The 15,332-nt window shown below is 70.9% G+C and carries 16 protein-coding genes and 1 tRNA gene; 13 read left to right on the top strand and 4 right to left on the bottom strand.

The window, feature by feature from the left end; translation table 11 throughout:
* Positions 1-3: 3 nt before the first annotated feature.
* Positions 4-654, bottom strand: coding sequence for a CatA-like O-acetyltransferase (locus ABD127_RS12870; RefSeq protein WP_344202169.1), 651 nt, complete (start codon positions 652-654; stop codon positions 4-6).
* A 187-nt stretch (positions 655-841) separates the two neighbouring features.
* On the opposite strand from ABD127_RS12870, the gene ABD127_RS12865 reads away from it, so the two are divergent.
* A complete protein-coding gene (locus ABD127_RS12865; RefSeq protein ID WP_344202166.1) occupies positions 842-1,207 on the top strand; it encodes a hypothetical protein in 366 nt (121 codons plus the stop codon).
* A 115-nt stretch (positions 1,208-1,322) separates the two neighbouring features.
* Positions 1,323-1,499 (top strand): hypothetical protein, encoded by a 177-nt coding sequence (locus ABD127_RS12860; RefSeq protein ID WP_344202163.1) that lies wholly within the window; start codon positions 1,323-1,325, stop codon positions 1,497-1,499.
* 181 nt (positions 1,500-1,680) lie between these two features.
* Here ABD127_RS12860 and ABD127_RS12855 read toward each other — a convergent pair whose 3' ends face one another.
* Positions 1,681-2,379: a hypothetical protein gene (locus ABD127_RS12855; protein ID WP_344202161.1), complete on the bottom strand. Its 699-nt coding sequence runs from the start codon at positions 2,377-2,379 to the stop codon at positions 1,681-1,683.
* A 155-nt stretch (positions 2,380-2,534) separates the two neighbouring features.
* On the opposite strand from ABD127_RS12855, the gene ABD127_RS12850 reads away from it, so the two are divergent.
* Positions 2,535-2,768, top strand: a complete 234-nt coding sequence (locus ABD127_RS12850) for a hypothetical protein (RefSeq protein WP_344202158.1) — start codon at positions 2,535-2,537, stop codon at positions 2,766-2,768.
* A gap of 52 nt (positions 2,769-2,820) precedes the next feature.
* Here the strand turns inward: ABD127_RS12850 and ABD127_RS12845 are convergent.
* A tRNA-Gly gene (locus ABD127_RS12845) sits at positions 2,821-2,894 on the bottom strand.
* Between the two features lie 45 nt (positions 2,895-2,939).
* On the opposite strand from ABD127_RS12845, the gene dcd reads away from it, so the two are divergent.
* The 10 genes from dcd to sigJ all read left to right on the top strand — a co-directional run bounded on the left by dcd (position 2,940) and on the right by sigJ (position 11,621).
* Entirely contained in the window at positions 2,940-3,515 is a 576-nt protein-coding gene (gene dcd, locus ABD127_RS12840; RefSeq protein ID WP_344202155.1) for a dCTP deaminase, read from the top strand.
* Positions 3,515-4,444, top strand: coding sequence for a pseudouridine-5'-phosphate glycosidase (locus tag ABD127_RS12835; protein ID WP_344202152.1), 930 nt, complete (start codon positions 3,515-3,517; stop codon positions 4,442-4,444). The genes dcd and ABD127_RS12835 overlap by 1 nt, the downstream gene beginning before the upstream one ends.
* Positions 4,445-4,452: 8 nt before the next feature.
* Positions 4,453-5,325: a carbohydrate kinase family protein gene (locus tag ABD127_RS12830; protein WP_344202149.1), complete on the top strand. Its 873-nt coding sequence runs from the start codon at positions 4,453-4,455 to the stop codon at positions 5,323-5,325.
* On the top strand, positions 5,322-6,041 hold the full coding sequence (locus tag ABD127_RS12825) for a matrixin family metalloprotease (protein WP_344202147.1): 720 nt from the start codon (positions 5,322-5,324) through the stop codon (positions 6,039-6,041). Before ABD127_RS12830 ends, ABD127_RS12825 begins: the two co-directional genes overlap by 4 nt.
* Positions 6,042-6,122: 81 nt before the next feature.
* Positions 6,123-6,935 carry a M10 family metallopeptidase domain-containing protein gene (locus tag ABD127_RS12820; RefSeq protein WP_344202144.1) on the top strand — a complete coding sequence of 271 codons (813 nt, stop codon included), beginning with the start codon at positions 6,123-6,125 and terminating at the stop codon, positions 6,933-6,935.
* Positions 6,936-6,978: 43 nt separating this feature from the next.
* Positions 6,979-7,806: an alpha/beta hydrolase gene (locus ABD127_RS12815; RefSeq protein ID WP_344202142.1), complete on the top strand. Its 828-nt coding sequence runs from the start codon at positions 6,979-6,981 to the stop codon at positions 7,804-7,806.
* Positions 7,807-8,220: 414 nt separating this feature from the next.
* Entirely contained in the window at positions 8,221-9,006 is a 786-nt protein-coding gene (locus tag ABD127_RS12810; protein ID WP_344202140.1) for an ATP-binding cassette domain-containing protein, read from the top strand.
* Positions 9,003-9,818 (top strand): ABC transporter permease, encoded by an 816-nt coding sequence (locus ABD127_RS12805; RefSeq protein ID WP_344202137.1) that lies wholly within the window; start codon positions 9,003-9,005, stop codon positions 9,816-9,818. The genes ABD127_RS12810 and ABD127_RS12805 overlap by 4 nt, the downstream gene beginning before the upstream one ends.
* Positions 9,819-9,967: 149 nt before the next feature.
* Positions 9,968-10,723, top strand: coding sequence for an SDR family oxidoreductase (locus ABD127_RS12800; RefSeq protein WP_344202134.1), 756 nt, complete (start codon positions 9,968-9,970; stop codon positions 10,721-10,723).
* Positions 10,716-11,621, top strand: a complete 906-nt coding sequence (gene sigJ / locus ABD127_RS12795; RefSeq protein ID WP_344202132.1) for an RNA polymerase sigma factor SigJ — start codon at positions 10,716-10,718, stop codon at positions 11,619-11,621. Before ABD127_RS12800 ends, sigJ begins: the two co-directional genes overlap by 8 nt.
* 246 nt (positions 11,622-11,867) lie before the next feature.
* On the opposite strand, the gene ABD127_RS12790 is transcribed toward sigJ, so the two are convergent.
* Positions 11,868-15,329 carry a heterodisulfide reductase-related iron-sulfur binding cluster gene (locus ABD127_RS12790; RefSeq protein WP_344202129.1) on the bottom strand — a complete coding sequence of 1,154 codons (3,462 nt, stop codon included), beginning with the start codon at positions 15,327-15,329 and terminating at the stop codon, positions 11,868-11,870.
* Positions 15,330-15,332: the final 3 nt, after the last annotated feature.

Below are 15,332 nucleotides of genomic sequence, written 5' to 3'. Positions count from 1 at the left end.
TCTTCAGGCGGCCCAGCTGGGATCGAGGAAGAGGGCCCCGAGCTCGCCGAGCAGCCGGCCGACGTGGAACCCGTCGGCCGCCGCGTGGTGGATCTGCACGGCCACCGGCATGTGGACGCGCTCGCCGGAGCGGCGGTAGCGGCCGAGGGTCACGATCGGGGCGAGGTGGTCCCAGCCGTCCCGGACGTTCAGGTTGAAGCCCGAGAAGGACGTCCACGGCAGGCTCGAGACGTCGAACGCGTTGGCGGGCGGCGGCCCCATCGGGAACAGGAGCGTGCTCTCGCGGTGCCGATCGATCAGGTCGACCGCGCTGGCGTGGAACGCGTCGAAGTCCTCGCTGTGGGGGACGCAGATCGCCGAGAACGTCTCGGCTTCCGCGTTGAACACGGTGAAGGCGGGATGCACGACCGGCCACACGGCCGGACTGCCGTCGGGCAGCAGGCACATGCGGAGCTCGTCGTGACGGTTGACGACGGTGGACAGGGCCCACACCTGCGACACGTAGCTGCTCCTCGGTGACGAGGCCATCGCCGCAACGAACGCGGTGACGTCGACCTCGGCCGTGAGCGAGAACGTGCACGCGACCGCGCGGCGGTAGTGCTCGAAGTGGTCGCGGCGGTTCCAGGTGTCCAGGTCGATCGGGGTCGGCTCCATGGATCCATCCAAGCGTCTAGTACCAGCGGGACGTGGAGCTGGCGGTGGCCTTTGCCCGCTACTTGTCAGGTGCGTGACAAGTCTCTGGACTTCGTCGCAGCCTCTGATCGCAGGTCGTTGCCGTATCCCGCCGCCCGCTTCAGGATGTGGCGTAAGCGGGTGCGCGACCTGCGTGACGGGAGTACGGATGAGCCGCGACGAGGTGGTGCCGTCGGGGATCGCGCCCGCAGCCCTCGTGATGTTCTACGTCGGCGCGTTCGTTGCTCTGGCGTTCCCCGCGCTGTTCCTGGCTACGGGAATCCAGGCGATCGGACGTGCTCGCGGGTGGTGGGTCGGTGACTCGAACGCCAATGACGGTGAAGAGGTTTTCTCAACTGTCATCGGCTCCGTGGGGACGCTGGGAGTGCTGATCGTCGTGACGTGGTTCGGCTACCTGATCTGCCGTGGGTACGGGAAGAGCGTGCGCTTCACGGTGGTCGGAAGGTCGGTTGGAACGGTTGCCGTCGTTGCCGCTCACGTCGTGTATGCGTGCTTCCTCTTCAGGCCTGCATGACGTCGCCTCGCTTGCCGCAAGCCACGCAGGCTGGCGCGCCGTCGAGGACCCACATGCGCCTTGAGCGCCAGTGCAGAGTGACGTTCGCCTACGCGGCGAAAGGATGTGAAGCTCGATGAGCGATCCGACAGGCGAGGGTGCATCGGGTCCTCACGGGGAGCCGCAGCAGATCGACTGGCGCAGGACGTTCAAGGTCTTCTTGATCCTGACGTCCCCGGTCACACTGCTCGGTCTCTACATGCTCGGCGTCAAGCTCTTCACGCTTATCGCCTTCAGAAACTTCGGAGAGTAGCCCGATCCGATTCTTGGGCCCGAGGTCCTCTCTGGCGTGGCCATGATCTTTCGACTTCGAGAACTGATCTGCTCCTGTCGATCCGCGGGTGGCGTTTCGGGGCCTCCGTGACGGGGAGTGCTGGTGGTTCGTTCAGCCAACCGGGGGAGCAAGGTCGGTCATGCCATGAGGGACCGCACGGCTAGCCGGACGTGAGAAGCCGCCAACCGGAGCCGTCGAGCGCCTGGGAGATGGACGCATCTGCGGCCGGCATGTAGTCCAAGGTCCGGAATGTGAGCCTGGTGACGAGCCACGCATCATCAGCCCGTTCAAGGTCGAGCCGGTGGGTCACCCATGTCTGGAAGGTGTCGTCGCCGTCGAGGCCCAACGTGAAGGCAACCTCGACCGACACGGCATCGTCATCGATCTGTGTCCTCACGTAGGACTCGCGGTCCGTCCTCCAGACTCGCCGCACCTCGGACCCCTTGTTGATGGCGAGGCTGGTCTCGAAGTAGTCGACGGTGGTGGTGTCGGCGTCCTCGGCGACAAGCACTTCCACCATCTCGTCGACGTTCATTGACTCGCGGGTGTCGACCACGAGGTGAAGGAACGCCACCGCGAAATCTTCGGCAGCGGCGCGATCGTCGCCGCCTCTCGACAGGTCCTCGGTCAGCTCCAGGCTGGGGAGCCCAGTTGGAGCGTTAGGCGCGCCGTCGAAGTTTCCCGGCGTCGGGAGCGGGTCGCCTACGGCCAGCTCGGTCAGGTGGCTGCCATCGTTCGGCAGGAGCGAGTCCCGGGCCTGCGGTCCGCTGGATCCAGGTGACGGGAGGGCGAGCGCCGCGAAGGCGACGGCGGCAGCAACGAGAGCCCCGCCGCCGAGACCAGCCCATCGTCGGTTCACGGGGTGTCCTCGCTGTCAGTGCATTGCCGACGACGGTATCCCCGAGCTGGCCAAAACGGTTCGGATCGAGACTGCGCGGGAGGAGGCGAAACCGGGAGTAACGTCCGCGACCACGGTCGTTCAGCATCGCCAGGAGAGATCCCGAGGAGCAACGAATGCTGATCTACCTACCAGGCGTGGTCTTCATCGGCGTGGTCCTCGTTGCTTGGAGGACGTCGATCCACGGCCCGCAGCAATACGCTCATCGGCGCCCGGCCGCCGCGGCGATCATCGGCGCCGTAGCGCTTGCTCCTGCCGCCCGTCGTCCTGCGGAGGTTCCGCCAGTGATGGACGCCCGCGGGATGGAGCCGATGACGGGATCCCTTGGTGCGCGGCTTCGCGGCGAGTGAGGGGCCTACTCGATTCGGCGCATCGGCTCAGGAGCGCGACTTCGTCGCGGGATGGAGCCGATGACGGGAATCGAACCCGCATATCTTGCTTGGGAAGCAAGCGCTCTACCACTGAGCTACATCGGCGAATGTGGGACTGAGTCTAGCCACGTCGCAGGCTAGCCTGTGCACGTGCTTCTCTCCGACCGCGACATCCTCGCCGAGATCGACGCCGAGCGGGTCCAGCTCGACCCCCTCGACCGCGACATGATCCAGCCCTCGAGCATCGACGTGCGCCTCGACCGGTTCTTCCGGGTCTTCGACAACCATAAGTACCCGCACATCGATCCGGCCGCCGATCAGACCGACCTGACGCGCGCCGTCGAGGTCGCCTCGGACGAGACGTTCGTGCTGCACCCCGGTGAGTTCGTGCTGGGCTCGACCTATGAGCTCGTCACGCTGCCCGACGACGTCGCGGCCCGCCTGGAGGGCAAGAGCTCGCTCGGTCGCCTCGGCCTGCTGACCCACTCCACCGCAGGCTTCATCGACCCCGGCTTCAGCGGTCACGTCACGCTCGAGCTCGCCAACGTCGCGACGCTGCCGATCGTGCTCTACCCCGGCATGAAGATCGGCCAGCTCTGCTTCTTCCGCCTGACGTCGCCGGCCGACAACCCGTACGGCTCGGAGAAGTACGGATCGCGCTACCAGGGCCAGCGCGGCCCCACGGCCAGCCGCTCCCACGCGAACTTCCACCGCACCGAGATCTGATGCCGGCTCTTCCCCTCAGCACGTCCCCCGAGGTCGCCGAGGCGCTCGCGGACGGCCGCCCGGTCGTCGCGCTGGAATCGACGATCATCTCCCACGGCCTGCCGCGCCCCGACAACCTCGAGGCCGCCCGCGAGTTCGAGCAGATCGTGCGCGACGGCGGCGCCGTGCCCGCGACGATCGCGGTGCTCGACGGCGAGCTCAAGGCCGGCCTGACCGCGCCGGAGCTCGAGCGCATCGCCGCCGAGGACGTCCCCAAGCTCAGCGTCCGCGACCTGCCGGTCGTGCTGGCCCAGGGCGCCAGCGGTGCCACCACGGTCGCCGCGACCTCGTGGATCGCGAACCGCGCCGGCATCCGCGTCTTCGCCACCGGCGGCCTCGGCGGCGTGCACCGCGGAGCGTCGGCCAGCTTCGACGAGTCGGCCGACCTGACGGTCCTGGGCGACGTCCCGATCACCGTGGTCTCGGCGGGCGTGAAGTCGATCCTCGACATCGGCGCGACGCTGGAGCGCCTCGAGACCCTCGGCGTCATCGTGCTGGGCTTCCAGACCGAGGAGTTCCCCAGCTTCTGGCTCACGAGCTCCGGCCACCGCCTCGACTGGCGCGTCGAGGACGCGTTCGCCGTCGCCGCGGTCATGTCGAGTCGTGACGCGCTCGGCCAGCCCGCCGGGATCGTCGTGGCCAACCCGCTCCCGCTGGAGCAGCAGCTCGACCCGACCGTGCACGACGCCGCGCTCACGCAGGCGCTCGGCGAGGCCGAGCAGCAGGGCCTCTCCGGCAAGGACGTCACGCCGTTCCTGCTGCAGCGCATCGTCGAGATCACCGGCGGCGAGAGCCTGCGCGTCAACCTCGACATCGCCCGCAACAACATCCGCGTCGCCCTGCGCATCGCGACGGCCTGGTCCGAGCTGTCGACGGCCGACCAGATCTAGGACCTGCGATGACGGTGCTCGTGGTCGGTGACGTGGTCGACGACATCAGCGTGCTCCCGCTCGAGCCCGTCACGCCCCGCACCGACACCCGCGCCCAGATCCGCATGTCGCCCGGCGGCTCGGCCGCCAACACCGCCGCCTGGCTCGGCTTCCTCGGCGCCGACGTGCGATTCACCGGACGCGCCGGCGCCGACGGCGCGGTGCGGCACTCGATGGCGCTCGCCGACTTCGGCGTCGACGCCCGCATCGCCGCCGACCCCGTCATCCCCACCGCCACGATCGTGCTGACCCTCGACGCCGAGGCCGACCGCACGATGTACGTCGACCGCGGCGCCAACGCGACGCTCACGACCGACGACGTGCCGGAGTCGGTGTGGGACGGCGTGACCTGGCTCCACCTCAGCGGCTACACCTTCTTCGACCCCGCGACGCTGGGCGTCGCCCGCGACCTGCTCGCCGAGGCCGCCCGTCGCGGCGTGCCGTCGAGCGTCGACCCCGGCTCGGTCGCCTTCCTGCGCGAGGTCGGCCCGACGGCGTTCCTGCGCTGGACCGAGGGCGTCGACCTCGTCGTCCCCAACGCCGACGAGGCCCGGTTCCTGACCGAGTCGACGGGACCCTTCGTCGACCACGACAAGCTCGCCGAGCACTACCCGCACGTCGTCGTCACGATGGGCGCGACCGGCGCCACCTACGTCGGCGAGGGCCGCCGCGAGCAGGTCGTCGCGCCCCGCATCTCGGTGCTCGACACGACCGGCGCGGGCGACGCGTTCACCGCCGGCTTCCTGGCCTCGTGGCTCGAGTCGCGCGATCCACAGCAGGCGCTCGCCGGAGGTGTGGGCGCCGCGAGCCGTTGCGTCGAGCTCCGCGGCGCGCGGCCATGACGCCCCGCACCCGCGCTGTCGTGGCGGTGGGTGTCTTCGCGACCCTCGTCGGCGGTGTCAGCGCCTACTCGCTGCTGACCGACGAGATCACCGAGACGGTGCTCTCGACCGACCCGGCCTCGGAGTACCAGTCGCCGCCCCTCACGACGGACGACGGCGGCGTCTACGCCTTCATGGCCACCCAGCCCGACACCACGGACGTGCCGGTCACCTACGACCCGTGCGAGACGATCCGGGTCGTCGTGAACGAGGACCGGGCGCCCGACGACGCCGACGACGTCCTCGACGACGCCCTCGAGCAGGTCACCGACCTCACGGGCCTGGCCTTCGACGTCGTCGGCACCACCGACGAAGACCCGCTCTCGGACGAGATCCGCGACGGCGACGACTGGCGCCCCGTCCAGATCACGTGGACCGACGTCGACACCGTGCCCGAGCTCGAGGGTGACGTCGCGGGACTCGGAGGCAGCACGTGGATCGAGGAGGACGGCCACCGCCGGTTCGTCACGGGCGACGTCGTGCTCGACGCCGAGGACCTCGAGGTGCTCGGCTCGCAGATCACCACGATGGTCCTGCTGCACGAGCTGGGCCACCTCGTGGGGCTCGCGCACGTCGACAGCACCGACGAGCTGATGCACCCCAGCAGCGGCGGACCGGAGTGGGGCCCAGGCGACCTCGTGGGCCTGGAGGCCCTCGGCCAGGGCCGCTGCGCCTGACCCGAGCGGGCTGCGGCCGGGTTCACCAGACGTTCATCGCAGACCGGGACACGGGTCCGGTCCGCTGGGACCATGGCACCCGTGGGAGGCCCCTTCGAGGACATGAGACGACGCCGGCGCGTCGACCGGATGCTGCGGGAGATGGAGCGGATCGGCCGACCCCGTCGCCGCATCCCGTCCTCGACGATGTGGCAGACGGTCGTGCCCGGCGTCCTGGTCGTGGTCCTGCTGAGCGTCTTCGGCTTCCGCCTCTGGCACGACCCGAACGCCAACATCGTGGGGTACACGTCGCCCGGCGAGGTGGGCGAGGGCGAGCTGCAGTACGCCGCCGGAGGCGGGACCTACCGGTTCATGGCGACGCAGGACGGCAGCGACGAGCCCGTGGCCTACGACCCGTGCACGCCGATCCAGGTCATGGTGAACGCCCGGACCGCTCCGGCCGACGCCGACGCGATCCTGTCGACCGCGCTCGCGAACGTCACCGACGCGACGGGTCTGCAGTTCGAGCTCGTCGGGGGCAGCGACGAGGTCCCGTACGCCGGAACGGACGTGGAGACCGCCGACGGGTGGCGGCCTCTGCTGATCGGCTGGACCGACGCGAACGAGATGTCGGAGTTCGACGGCGAGGTCGTCGGCCTCGGGGGCAGCGCGATCGTCGAGATCGACGGACGGCACTGGTACGTCACCGGTGACGTGGCGCTGGACGGGCCCCGCCTGGCCGAGCTGGGCACCGAGGTCACCGTCGCGGTGCTCCAGCACGAGCTGGCCCACGTGGTCGGGCTGCACCACGTCGACGACGAGCACGAGCTGATGCACCCGGTCCAGACCACCGCACGGTGGGGACGCGGCGACCTCGCCGGGTTGGAGCAGCTCGGCGCCGTCGAGTGCGCCTGAGACTCGGGTGGCGCGGCACGCCCGCATGAGGTGGGGTGGGCCCGTGGACCGACGACAGCTGCTCGCTGCGGCGGGGCTCCTCGCCCTCGCCGCCTGCGCCCCCGGGGGCTCCGACCCCGCCCCGCCCCCGGCCGAGGCGGACCGCCTGACCTACGGCGACCACCCCTCGCAGTTCGTCGACGTGCGCCGCCGCACGGGTTCCGGCAAGCCCCGCGGGACGGTCGCGCTGATCCACGGCGGCTTCTGGCAGGAGCAGTACGACCTCACCTACCTCGAGCCGTTCGCGGCGGCAGCGGCCGCACGCGGGTGGGACGTCGCCTCGCTGGAGTACCGCCGCGTCGGCGGTGGCGGGGGATACCCCGAGACGTTCGACGACGTCGCCGCCGGGCTCGACGCCCTCGCCCCGTGGCTGCGGACCTCGGACGTCGTGACCCTGGGCCACTCGGCCGGTGGGCACCTCGCGGTGTGGGCCGCCGGGCGACCGCAGCTCACCGGCACCGACTGGGCCTCGCCCGCGGTGACGGTCGCGACCGCGATCAGCCTCGCCGGCGTGCTCGACCTGCAGGCGTCCCACGACGAGCTGCTCGGCAACGGTGCAGCCGACTCGCTGATGGGCGGGCCGCCCGACGATCGGTGGCTCCTCGCCGACCCCACGGCGCGGATCCCGCTCGACGTCCCCGTGCGCTGCGTCCACGCGCCCGACGACGACCTCGTGCCGATCTCGCAGTCCGAGGGATACGTCGACCGGGCCACCGCGGCGGGTGCCGACGCGACGCTGACGGAGGTCACCGGCGGCCACTTCTCCGCCACCGAGCCCGGATCGGCCGCAGCCGACCAGCTCCTCGACGTCCTCGACGCCACGGCCACGTAGGCCGCGGGTGGTTGCTGAACCCCCTTCGAGGCTCGTTCCTCGCACCTCAGGGGGTGGGCGAGGTCGCGTCCCCGCCCCGTGAGGTGTGACGAGCTCTGGCGAGGAGCCTCGAAAGGGGTACCTCAGCCACCGGGGGTCGCGCTTCCCGCCCCTTGAGGTGTGAGCGAGGAACGAGCGAGCCTCGAAAGGGGCACCTCAGCCACCGGATGCCCCTCAGGGTCGGGTCAGGGTCGATCCGGGGGTCGTCCCCGATGTGGCGAGCGCGCCTCTCGCACGAGGCTGGGCGCATGATCCACGCACAACAGCTCACGAAGCGCTTCGGTGGCCAGACCGCCGTCGACGCGATCGACTTCACGGTCGAGCCGGGGCGCGTCACGGGGTTCCTCGGCCAACGGCGCCGGCAAGTCGACCAGCATGCGCATGATCCTCGGGCTGGACGCCCCGACGGCCGGGAGCGTGACCGTCAACGGTCGCGCCTACGGCACCGCCGGCGCCCCGCTCCGTGAGATCGGCGCCCTCCTCGAGGCCGGGGCCGTCCACCCCGGCCGCTCCGCCCGCGGCCACCTGCGCTGGATGGCCGCCAGCAACCAGATCCCCGCGTCGCGCGTCGACGAGGTGCTCGACCTCGTCGGCCTCGGTGAGGTGGCCGACCGTCGCGTCGGCAAGTTCTCGCTCGGCATGGGGCAGCGCCTCGGCATCGCCGCAGCTCTGCTCGGCGACCCGGGCGTCGTCGTGCTCGACGAGCCCGTCAACGGCCTCGACCCGGAGGGCATCCGGTGGGTCCGCGTGCTGGCGCGCAAGCTGGCCGACGAGGGTCGCACCGTGTTCGTCTCGAGCCACCTGATGTCGGAGATGGCGCTCATGGCCGACCACCTGATCGTGATCGGGCGCGGGCAGATCCTCGCGGACACCTCGATGGCCGACTTCATGACCCACCACGCCGCCAGCCACGTGCTCGTCCGCACGCCACAGCCCGACCAGGTCGTGCGCCTGCTGGCCGATCACGGGGTCGAGGTGACGCGAGCAGGAGACTCCCTGCACGTCCACGCCGGCGACTCCGCTGCGGTCGGCGAGCTCGTCGGCGCCGCCGGCTTCACCCTGCACGAGCTGACGCTCGTGCGGTCCTCGCTCGAGGACGCCTTCATGACCCTCACGGCCGACGCCGTCGAGTACCACGCCACCGAAGGAGTCGCGGCATGACCGCCATCGCCCCCGCACCCGACCCGACCACCTCCGCGCCCGCGTCTCGCCCCGGCCTCGCCCCGGCGCTGCGGGCGGAGTGGATCAAGCTCACGACCGTCCGCTCGACCTGGTGGACGCTGTTCGCCGTCGTGCTGCTGGGCGCCGGACTCACGACGCTGCTCGTCGGCCTGAACGCCGAGTGGCTCGCGAGCCCCGAGGCCGACGAGGACCCGCGCGCGTTCATCACCTGGGGGATGATGCTGGCGCCCGCCGCTGCCGTCGTCCTGGGCTCGCTGGTCGTCACCTCGGAGTACGGCTCGGGCATGATCCGCAGCTCGTTCGCCGCCGTGCCGTCGCGCGGTCGGGTCATGCTCGCGAAGTCGATCCTCGTCGCGTCGTTGCTGTTCGTCGTCGGCACCGCGTCCGCGCTGCTCGGCTACGCCGGTGCCAACCCGTTCCTCGACGCGCAGGGCATCGGCCTCCCGCTCGAGGGCGACGTGCTGCGGGCGATGTACGGCAGCGGCCTCTACCTCGCCGGTCTCGGCGTGCTCGCCGTCGCCGTCGGCTTCCTCGTGCGCCACACCGCAGCGGCCGTGTCGATCCTGCTGGGCACGCTGTTCGTCGTCGGCCCGATGGTCCTGCTGGTCCCGGGCGCGTTCGGCGACTGGCTCGACAAGGTCATGCCGAGCAACAGCGGCGGGGGCATGGCGGCGGCCGTCTCGTTCAACCCGAACCTCATGGAGCCGTGGACCGGATTCGCGGTCTTCGCGGCCGAGGTCGCCGCCGTCGCGGCGGTGGCCGCCTGGTCGCTGCGCCGCCGCGACGCCTGAGAGCGCTGCGTGGCGGTACCCCTTTCGAGGCTCGCTCGTTCCTCGCTCGCACCTCAAGGGGCGGGGTGACGTCCTCACACTCGCGGGGGCTGTCTCGTCGAAAGGGTGAGCCGGAGACACCGGCTCACCCTTTCGGAGAGGATCAGCCCATGAAGATCGCCGTCGCAGGTGGCACCGGAGTCGTCGGCTCCCACGTCGTCGAGGTCGCCCGTGAGGCCGGGCACGAGGTCGTCGTCCTCAGTCGGTCGACCGGCACCGACCTGACGACCGGCGAGGGGCTGGCCACCGCGCTGGCGGGAGTCGAGGTCGTGGTCGACGTGACGTCCGTCTTCACCCTCGACGCGGGCGAGTCCCGCGACTTCTTCGGCCCGGTCACCCGGCACCTGCTCGAGGCAGAGCTCGAGGCGGGCGTGACGCACCACCTCGCGCTCTCGATCGTCGGCATCGACCAGGCGCCGCACGGGTACTACGCCGGCAAGGTGCTCCAGGAGGAGCTGATCGCGGCGGGCCAGGTCCCGTGGACCGTGCTGCGGGCCACGCAGTTCCACGAGTTCGCCTCCCAGGTGCACGGGGGGACCACGGTCGGTCCGATCGTCGTGGTGCCGCGGATGCGCAGCGAGACCGTGGCCGCTCGCGACGTTGCCGAGCGCATCGTCGAGCTGGTGGAGGCGGGACCTGGTGGCCGGGTCGCCGACCTGGGCGGGCCTGCAGTGGACTGGATGGGCTCCCTCTCCCGGGCCTGGGCGCGCGCCACGGGCGACCGGCGCCCCGTCGTCGCGGTGCCCCTTCCCGGACGGCTGGGTCGCGCGATGCGCGACGGCACGCTCGTCTCCGGTCCCGGTGCCGACCACGGCACGACGACCTTCCAGGAGTGGCTCAGCACGCAGGGGCGCCCGGATGCCTGAGGCCGAGGACGCCGACCGCGGCCGCCTCGTCGCCACGGCGTTCCGGCTGCTCGGCACGACGGCCGACGCCGAGGACGCCGTGCAGGAGGCCTTCGTCCGGTGGTTCCGGATGGAGCGCGCCGAGCGCGACGCCGTGCGCAACGTCGACGCCTGGTTCACGACCGTCGTCGGGCGGATCTGCCTCGACGTGCTCGGATCGGCCCGGGCTCGCCGCGAGCAGTACGTGGGGGAGTGGCTGCCCGAGCCGCGTCCCGGTGACGGGGTGGTCGCGACCGGGTCGGCCCGGGCGAGCGATCCCGCCGAGCAGGCGAGCGTGGGCGACCAGGTGACGACCGCGCTGATGGTGGTGCTCGAGGCGCTGACGCCGGCCGAGCGGGTGGCGTTCGTGCTGCACGACCTGTTCGGGCTGAGCTTCGTCGAGATCGCCGAGGTCGTCGGTCGCTCGCCGCAGGCGTGCCGCAAGCTCGCGTCTGACGCACGCCGCGACCTGCGCGAGCGGAAGGTGCGCGACGCGGAGCCAGCCGAGCACGAGCGCGTGGTCACGGCGTTCCTCGTGGCCGCCGGGTCCGGACGCCTCGACGACCTGGTCGCCGTGCTCGACCCGAGCGTGACCCTCGTGACCGACGGCGGCGGACGGGCCGGGATGGCGCGGCGCCCGGTGCGCGGGGCGGAGCGCGTGGCCCGGTTCCTGCTCGGCATCGTGCAGAAGGCCGAGCGGCAGGGCCGCGAGGTGCTGCCGAGCATCGAGCTCGTCGACGGTCGGGCGGCGATCGTGCTGCGCGAGGACGGCGACGACCCGTTCGTCATCACGCTCCACGTGGTGCGCGAGGTCGTGCAGGACGTGTGGATCCAGGCCAACCCCGCCAAGCTCCGCGCCTGGACCGCGACCGGTGGTTGAGGTGCCCCTTTCGAGGCTCCTCGTTCCTCGTCGCACCTCAAGGGGCGGGTAGCCTCCGCCCCCCCGGTGGTTGAGGTACCCCTTTCGAGGCTCCTCGTTCCTCGTCGCACCTCAAGGGGCGGGTAGCCTCCGCCCCCCGGGTCCTGAGGTGCGAGGAACGAGCCTCGAAGGGCGAAACCCCCTGCAGATGCGAACGGCGGCCACCCCGGGTGGGGTGACCGCCGTTCGGCGTGTTGGGGCGAGTGGCTAGCCCGACTTCTCGGTGCCGCCGTCGGCCGGGGGCGCGCCGCCCTCGTCCTTCCACTCGGCGACCTGGTCGCCGTCGGTGGCGGGCTGCTGGGTGTCGACGTCCGACGCAGCCTCGGTGGCTGCCGCCGAGAGGTCGGCCCCACTGGGGTTGGCGTCGCTCAGCGGTGCGGTGTCGTCGGACTCGACCTCGGGGTCGGAGCCGTCCTCGACCGCGACGATGCCCTCGGGGGCGTCCGGTGAGACGGCCTTCGCCTCGGGAAGGGTCTCGGCCTCCTCCTCGCGGGCGTCCTCCTCGACCGGCTCGTCGGCGGCGGGGGCGGGGTCGCCCTCGGCCGGCTCGTCGGTGTCGGGCTGGGCGGACGGCTCGGCCTCGGTCTCGGGGTCGGTGGTGTCGCCCGGCTCGGGCTTGGCCTCCGGCTCCTCGACGTCGTCGGCGGGCTTGGCCTCGGCTGCAGGAGCGTCGGGCAGCAGGTCGGTGTTGACCGCGCCGACGTTCGCCCACGCAGCCTTCTCCTTCTCGGACGCCTCGCGGTCGTCGGCCTCCGCCTCGTCAGCCTCGGCCTTCGCCTCGGGAAGGGTCTCGGCCTCCTCCTCGCGGGCGTCCTCCTCGACCGGCTCGTCGGCGGCGGGGGCGGGATCGCCCTCGGCCGGCTCGTCGGTGTCGGGCTGGGCGGAGGGCTCGGCCTCGGTCTCGGGGTCGGTGGTGTCGCCCGGCTCGGGCTTGACCTCCGGCTCCTCGACGTCGTCGGCGGGCTTCGCGTCGTCGCTGCTGGCCGCGGACGCGCCCGGCAGCAGGTCGGTGTTGACCGCGCCGACGTTGGCCCAGGCACCCTCCTCCTTCTCGGAGGCAGCAGCCTCGACGACCTCGGGCTCGACGGCGTCGGCCGAGTCGTCCTCGGCCTCCGCGGCGTCGGCCTCGTCCTCGACCACGCCGCTGTCGCCGGCACGGTCACCCGGCTCGCCCTCGGGCTGCGCGAGCGTCTCGCCGCCCTCGGAGTCGTCCTCGGCGCGGGAGTCGGCGTTGCGCGGCTCCTCCGGCAGCGGCGACTCGTCGGCGTGACCGCCACCCGTCTCGTCGACCGGCACGTCGTGCTTGGCGCCGACCTCCTGGTCGGTCTCGGGCGTCTCGTCGGCCGGCTCGTCGAGCTTCTCGTCCTCGACGACCTCGGCCGCGGCCTCCGTGGCCTCCTCAGCCGTGTCCGTGTCCGTGTCGGTGTCCGTGGCGGCAGCGGCGGTGGCCGCCTCGGCCTCGGCGACGACCTCGGCCTCCTCCTCCGGCTCCGGTGCACGCTTGACCGAGGCCAGCAGCATCTGCGCGACGTCGAGGATCTCGACCTCCTCGCGGGCCTCGCCCTCGGACTGCTTGAGCGTCAGGCCGTCGGACAGCATGACCCGGCAGAAGGGGCAGCCGGTCGCGATCTGGTCGGCGCCCGTGGCGACGGCCTCCTCGGTGCGGTTCACGTTGATCCGCGAGCCGATGGTCTCCTCCATCCACATGCGCGCGCCGCCGGCGCCGCAGCAGAAGGACCGCTCCTGGTTGCGCGGCATCTCGGCGAACGTGGCGCCGGGGATGACGTTCAGCAGCTCGCGGGGCGCCTCGTAGACCTGGTTGTGACGACCCAGGAAGCACGGGTCGTGGTACGTGATGGTCTTGCCGCCGACGTTGCCGTCGGCCGCGGCGACCGGGGTCAGCTTCTTCTCGCGCACGAGGCGGTTGAGCAGCTGGGTGTGGTGCACGACCTCGAGCTCGATGCCGAACTCGGCGTACTCGTTCTTCAGCGTGTTGAAGCAGTGGGCGCAGGTCGAGACGACCTTCTTGACCTTCATCTCCTTGAAGGTCTCGACGTTCTGCATCGCCAGCTGCTGGAACACGATCTCGTTGCCCGAGCGGCGCGCGGAGTCACCCGTGCAGGTCTCGCCGTCGCCCAGGACCGCGAACGACACGCCCGCCATGTCCAGGAGCTCGGCCACGGCCTGCGTGGTCTTCTTCGCGCGGTCCTCGTAGGCGCCGGCGCAGCCGACCCAGAACAGCCACTCGACCTCGTCGAGGTCCTCGATGTCGACGCCGACCTGCTTGACCTCGAAGTCGAGACCGTCGGTCCACTTGAGGCGGTCGCGCGGGTTCATGTTCCACGGATTGCCCTTGCGCTCCAGGCCCTTGAAGATGTTGTTCAGCTCGGCCGGGAAGTTCGACTCCACGAGCACCTGGTAGCGGCGCATGTTGTCGATGTGGTCGACGTGCTCGATGTCGACGGGGCACTGCTGGACGCACGCGCCGCAGTTGGTGCACGACCACAGGACGTCGGGGTCGATGACGCCGAACATCGACTCGTCGCCGATCAGCGGACGCTCGAGCTCAGCCACCTGGGCCTCGGTGCGCTGGTCCTCGGGGATGTCGAGCAGCGGGATCTTGGCGTAGGCGTGCTCGCGCAGGCCCATCATGAGCAGCTTGGGCGAGAGCGGCTTCTCGGTGTTCCAGGCGGGGCACTGGCTCTGGCAGCGACCGCACTCGGTGCAGGTCGTGAAGTCGAGCAGGCCCTTCCAGCTGAAGTCCTCGACCTTGCCGACGCCGAGCTTGTTGAAGTCGTCCTCGTCGAGGTCCTCCATCTTCTCCAGGTCCAACGGCTCGCCGTTGACGTACAGCGGGACCAGGCCGCCGAGGGCGGTGCTGCCGTCGGACTCACGCTTGAAGAAGATGTTGAACCAGGCGGTGAAGCGGTGCCAGGCGACACCCATCGTGATGTTGCGGGCGATGACGATGAGCCAGATCATCGCCGAGCCGATCTTGAACATCGCGATGCCGAAGATGATGTTCTCGAGCGTGCCGATCGAGTCGGCGCCGGTCGGGTAGAGGTTGCCGAAGAACTGTGCGATCGGGAAGTGGAAGCCGTTCGCGTAGTGCTCGGCGTGCTCGCCGCCGTGGGCCTTCAGCAGGTTGTACTCGGCGCCGCGGACGAACAGGATCGCGGCGCTCTCCAGGAGCACCATCGCCTCGACGAAGAAGGCCTGCCACATCGTGGAGCCGAAGAAGCGGCTCTCGCGGCCCTTCTTGGAGGGCAGGTTGCGCAGGCGGTAGACGAACAGCGGGATGATCGCGAGCGCACCGAACAGGCCGATGAACTCCGAGGCCCACTCGTACAGGAAGAAGTGGCCGATGAGCGGCCAGACGAACTCCGGGTCGAACAGCTGGAAGAACGCCTGCGCGACCGCGGTGCTCAGCAGGATGAACGCGGCGAAGGCGAACCAGTGCAGGATGCCGACCCAGGTCCACTGGAGCATCCGGGTGTGGAGCGCGGTCTCCTTGAGCACCACGACGGCGCGCTGGAGCGGGCGATCGGTGCGTCCGATGGCCGGTTGACCCGCTCGGATCACGCGGAGCATCCGCATGGTCGTGAGCGTGACCATCGGCACGGCGACGGCCGTCAGACCGAACGAGACGATGATGGCGATGACCTGCATGAC

It is taken from the genome of Aeromicrobium alkaliterrae, assembly GCF_039529015.1.
GTDB lineage: Bacteria > Actinomycetota > Actinomycetes > Propionibacteriales > Nocardioidaceae > Aeromicrobium > Aeromicrobium alkaliterrae.
The sequence above is the reverse complement of the archived record's forward strand: the minus strand, read 5'-3'. Positions and strand labels throughout refer to the sequence as shown.

Excerpts from the sequence above, each read along its gene's own strand:
- ABD127_RS12790 (WP_344202129.1), bottom strand. The coding sequence starts at position 15,329 with ATGCAGGTCATCGCCATCATCGTCTCGTTCGGTCTGACGGCCGTCGCC.
- ABD127_RS12865 (WP_344202166.1), top strand. The coding sequence starts at position 842 with ATGAGCCGCGACGAGGTGGTGCCGTCGGGGATCGCGCCCGCAGCCCTC.
- ABD127_RS12860 (WP_344202163.1), top strand. The coding sequence starts at position 1,323 with ATGAGCGATCCGACAGGCGAGGGTGCATCGGGTCCTCACGGGGAGCCG.
- ABD127_RS12850 (WP_344202158.1), top strand. The coding sequence starts at position 2,535 with ATGCTGATCTACCTACCAGGCGTGGTCTTCATCGGCGTGGTCCTCGTT.
- ABD127_RS12800 (WP_344202134.1), top strand. The coding sequence starts at position 9,968 with ATGAAGATCGCCGTCGCAGGTGGCACCGGAGTCGTCGGCTCCCACGTC.
- ABD127_RS12830 (WP_344202149.1), top strand. The coding sequence starts at position 4,453 with ATGACGGTGCTCGTGGTCGGTGACGTGGTCGACGACATCAGCGTGCTC.
- ABD127_RS12870 (WP_344202169.1), bottom strand. The coding sequence starts at position 654 with ATGGAGCCGACCCCGATCGACCTGGACACCTGGAACCGCCGCGACCAC.
- ABD127_RS12825 (WP_344202147.1), top strand. The coding sequence starts at position 5,322 with ATGACGCCCCGCACCCGCGCTGTCGTGGCGGTGGGTGTCTTCGCGACC.
- ABD127_RS12835 (WP_344202152.1), top strand. The coding sequence starts at position 3,515 with ATGCCGGCTCTTCCCCTCAGCACGTCCCCCGAGGTCGCCGAGGCGCTC.
- ABD127_RS12810 (WP_344202140.1), top strand. The coding sequence starts at position 8,221 with ATGCGCATGATCCTCGGGCTGGACGCCCCGACGGCCGGGAGCGTGACC.
- sigJ (WP_344202132.1), top strand. The coding sequence starts at position 10,716 with ATGCCTGAGGCCGAGGACGCCGACCGCGGCCGCCTCGTCGCCACGGCG.
- ABD127_RS12805 (WP_344202137.1), top strand. The coding sequence starts at position 9,003 with ATGACCGCCATCGCCCCCGCACCCGACCCGACCACCTCCGCGCCCGCG.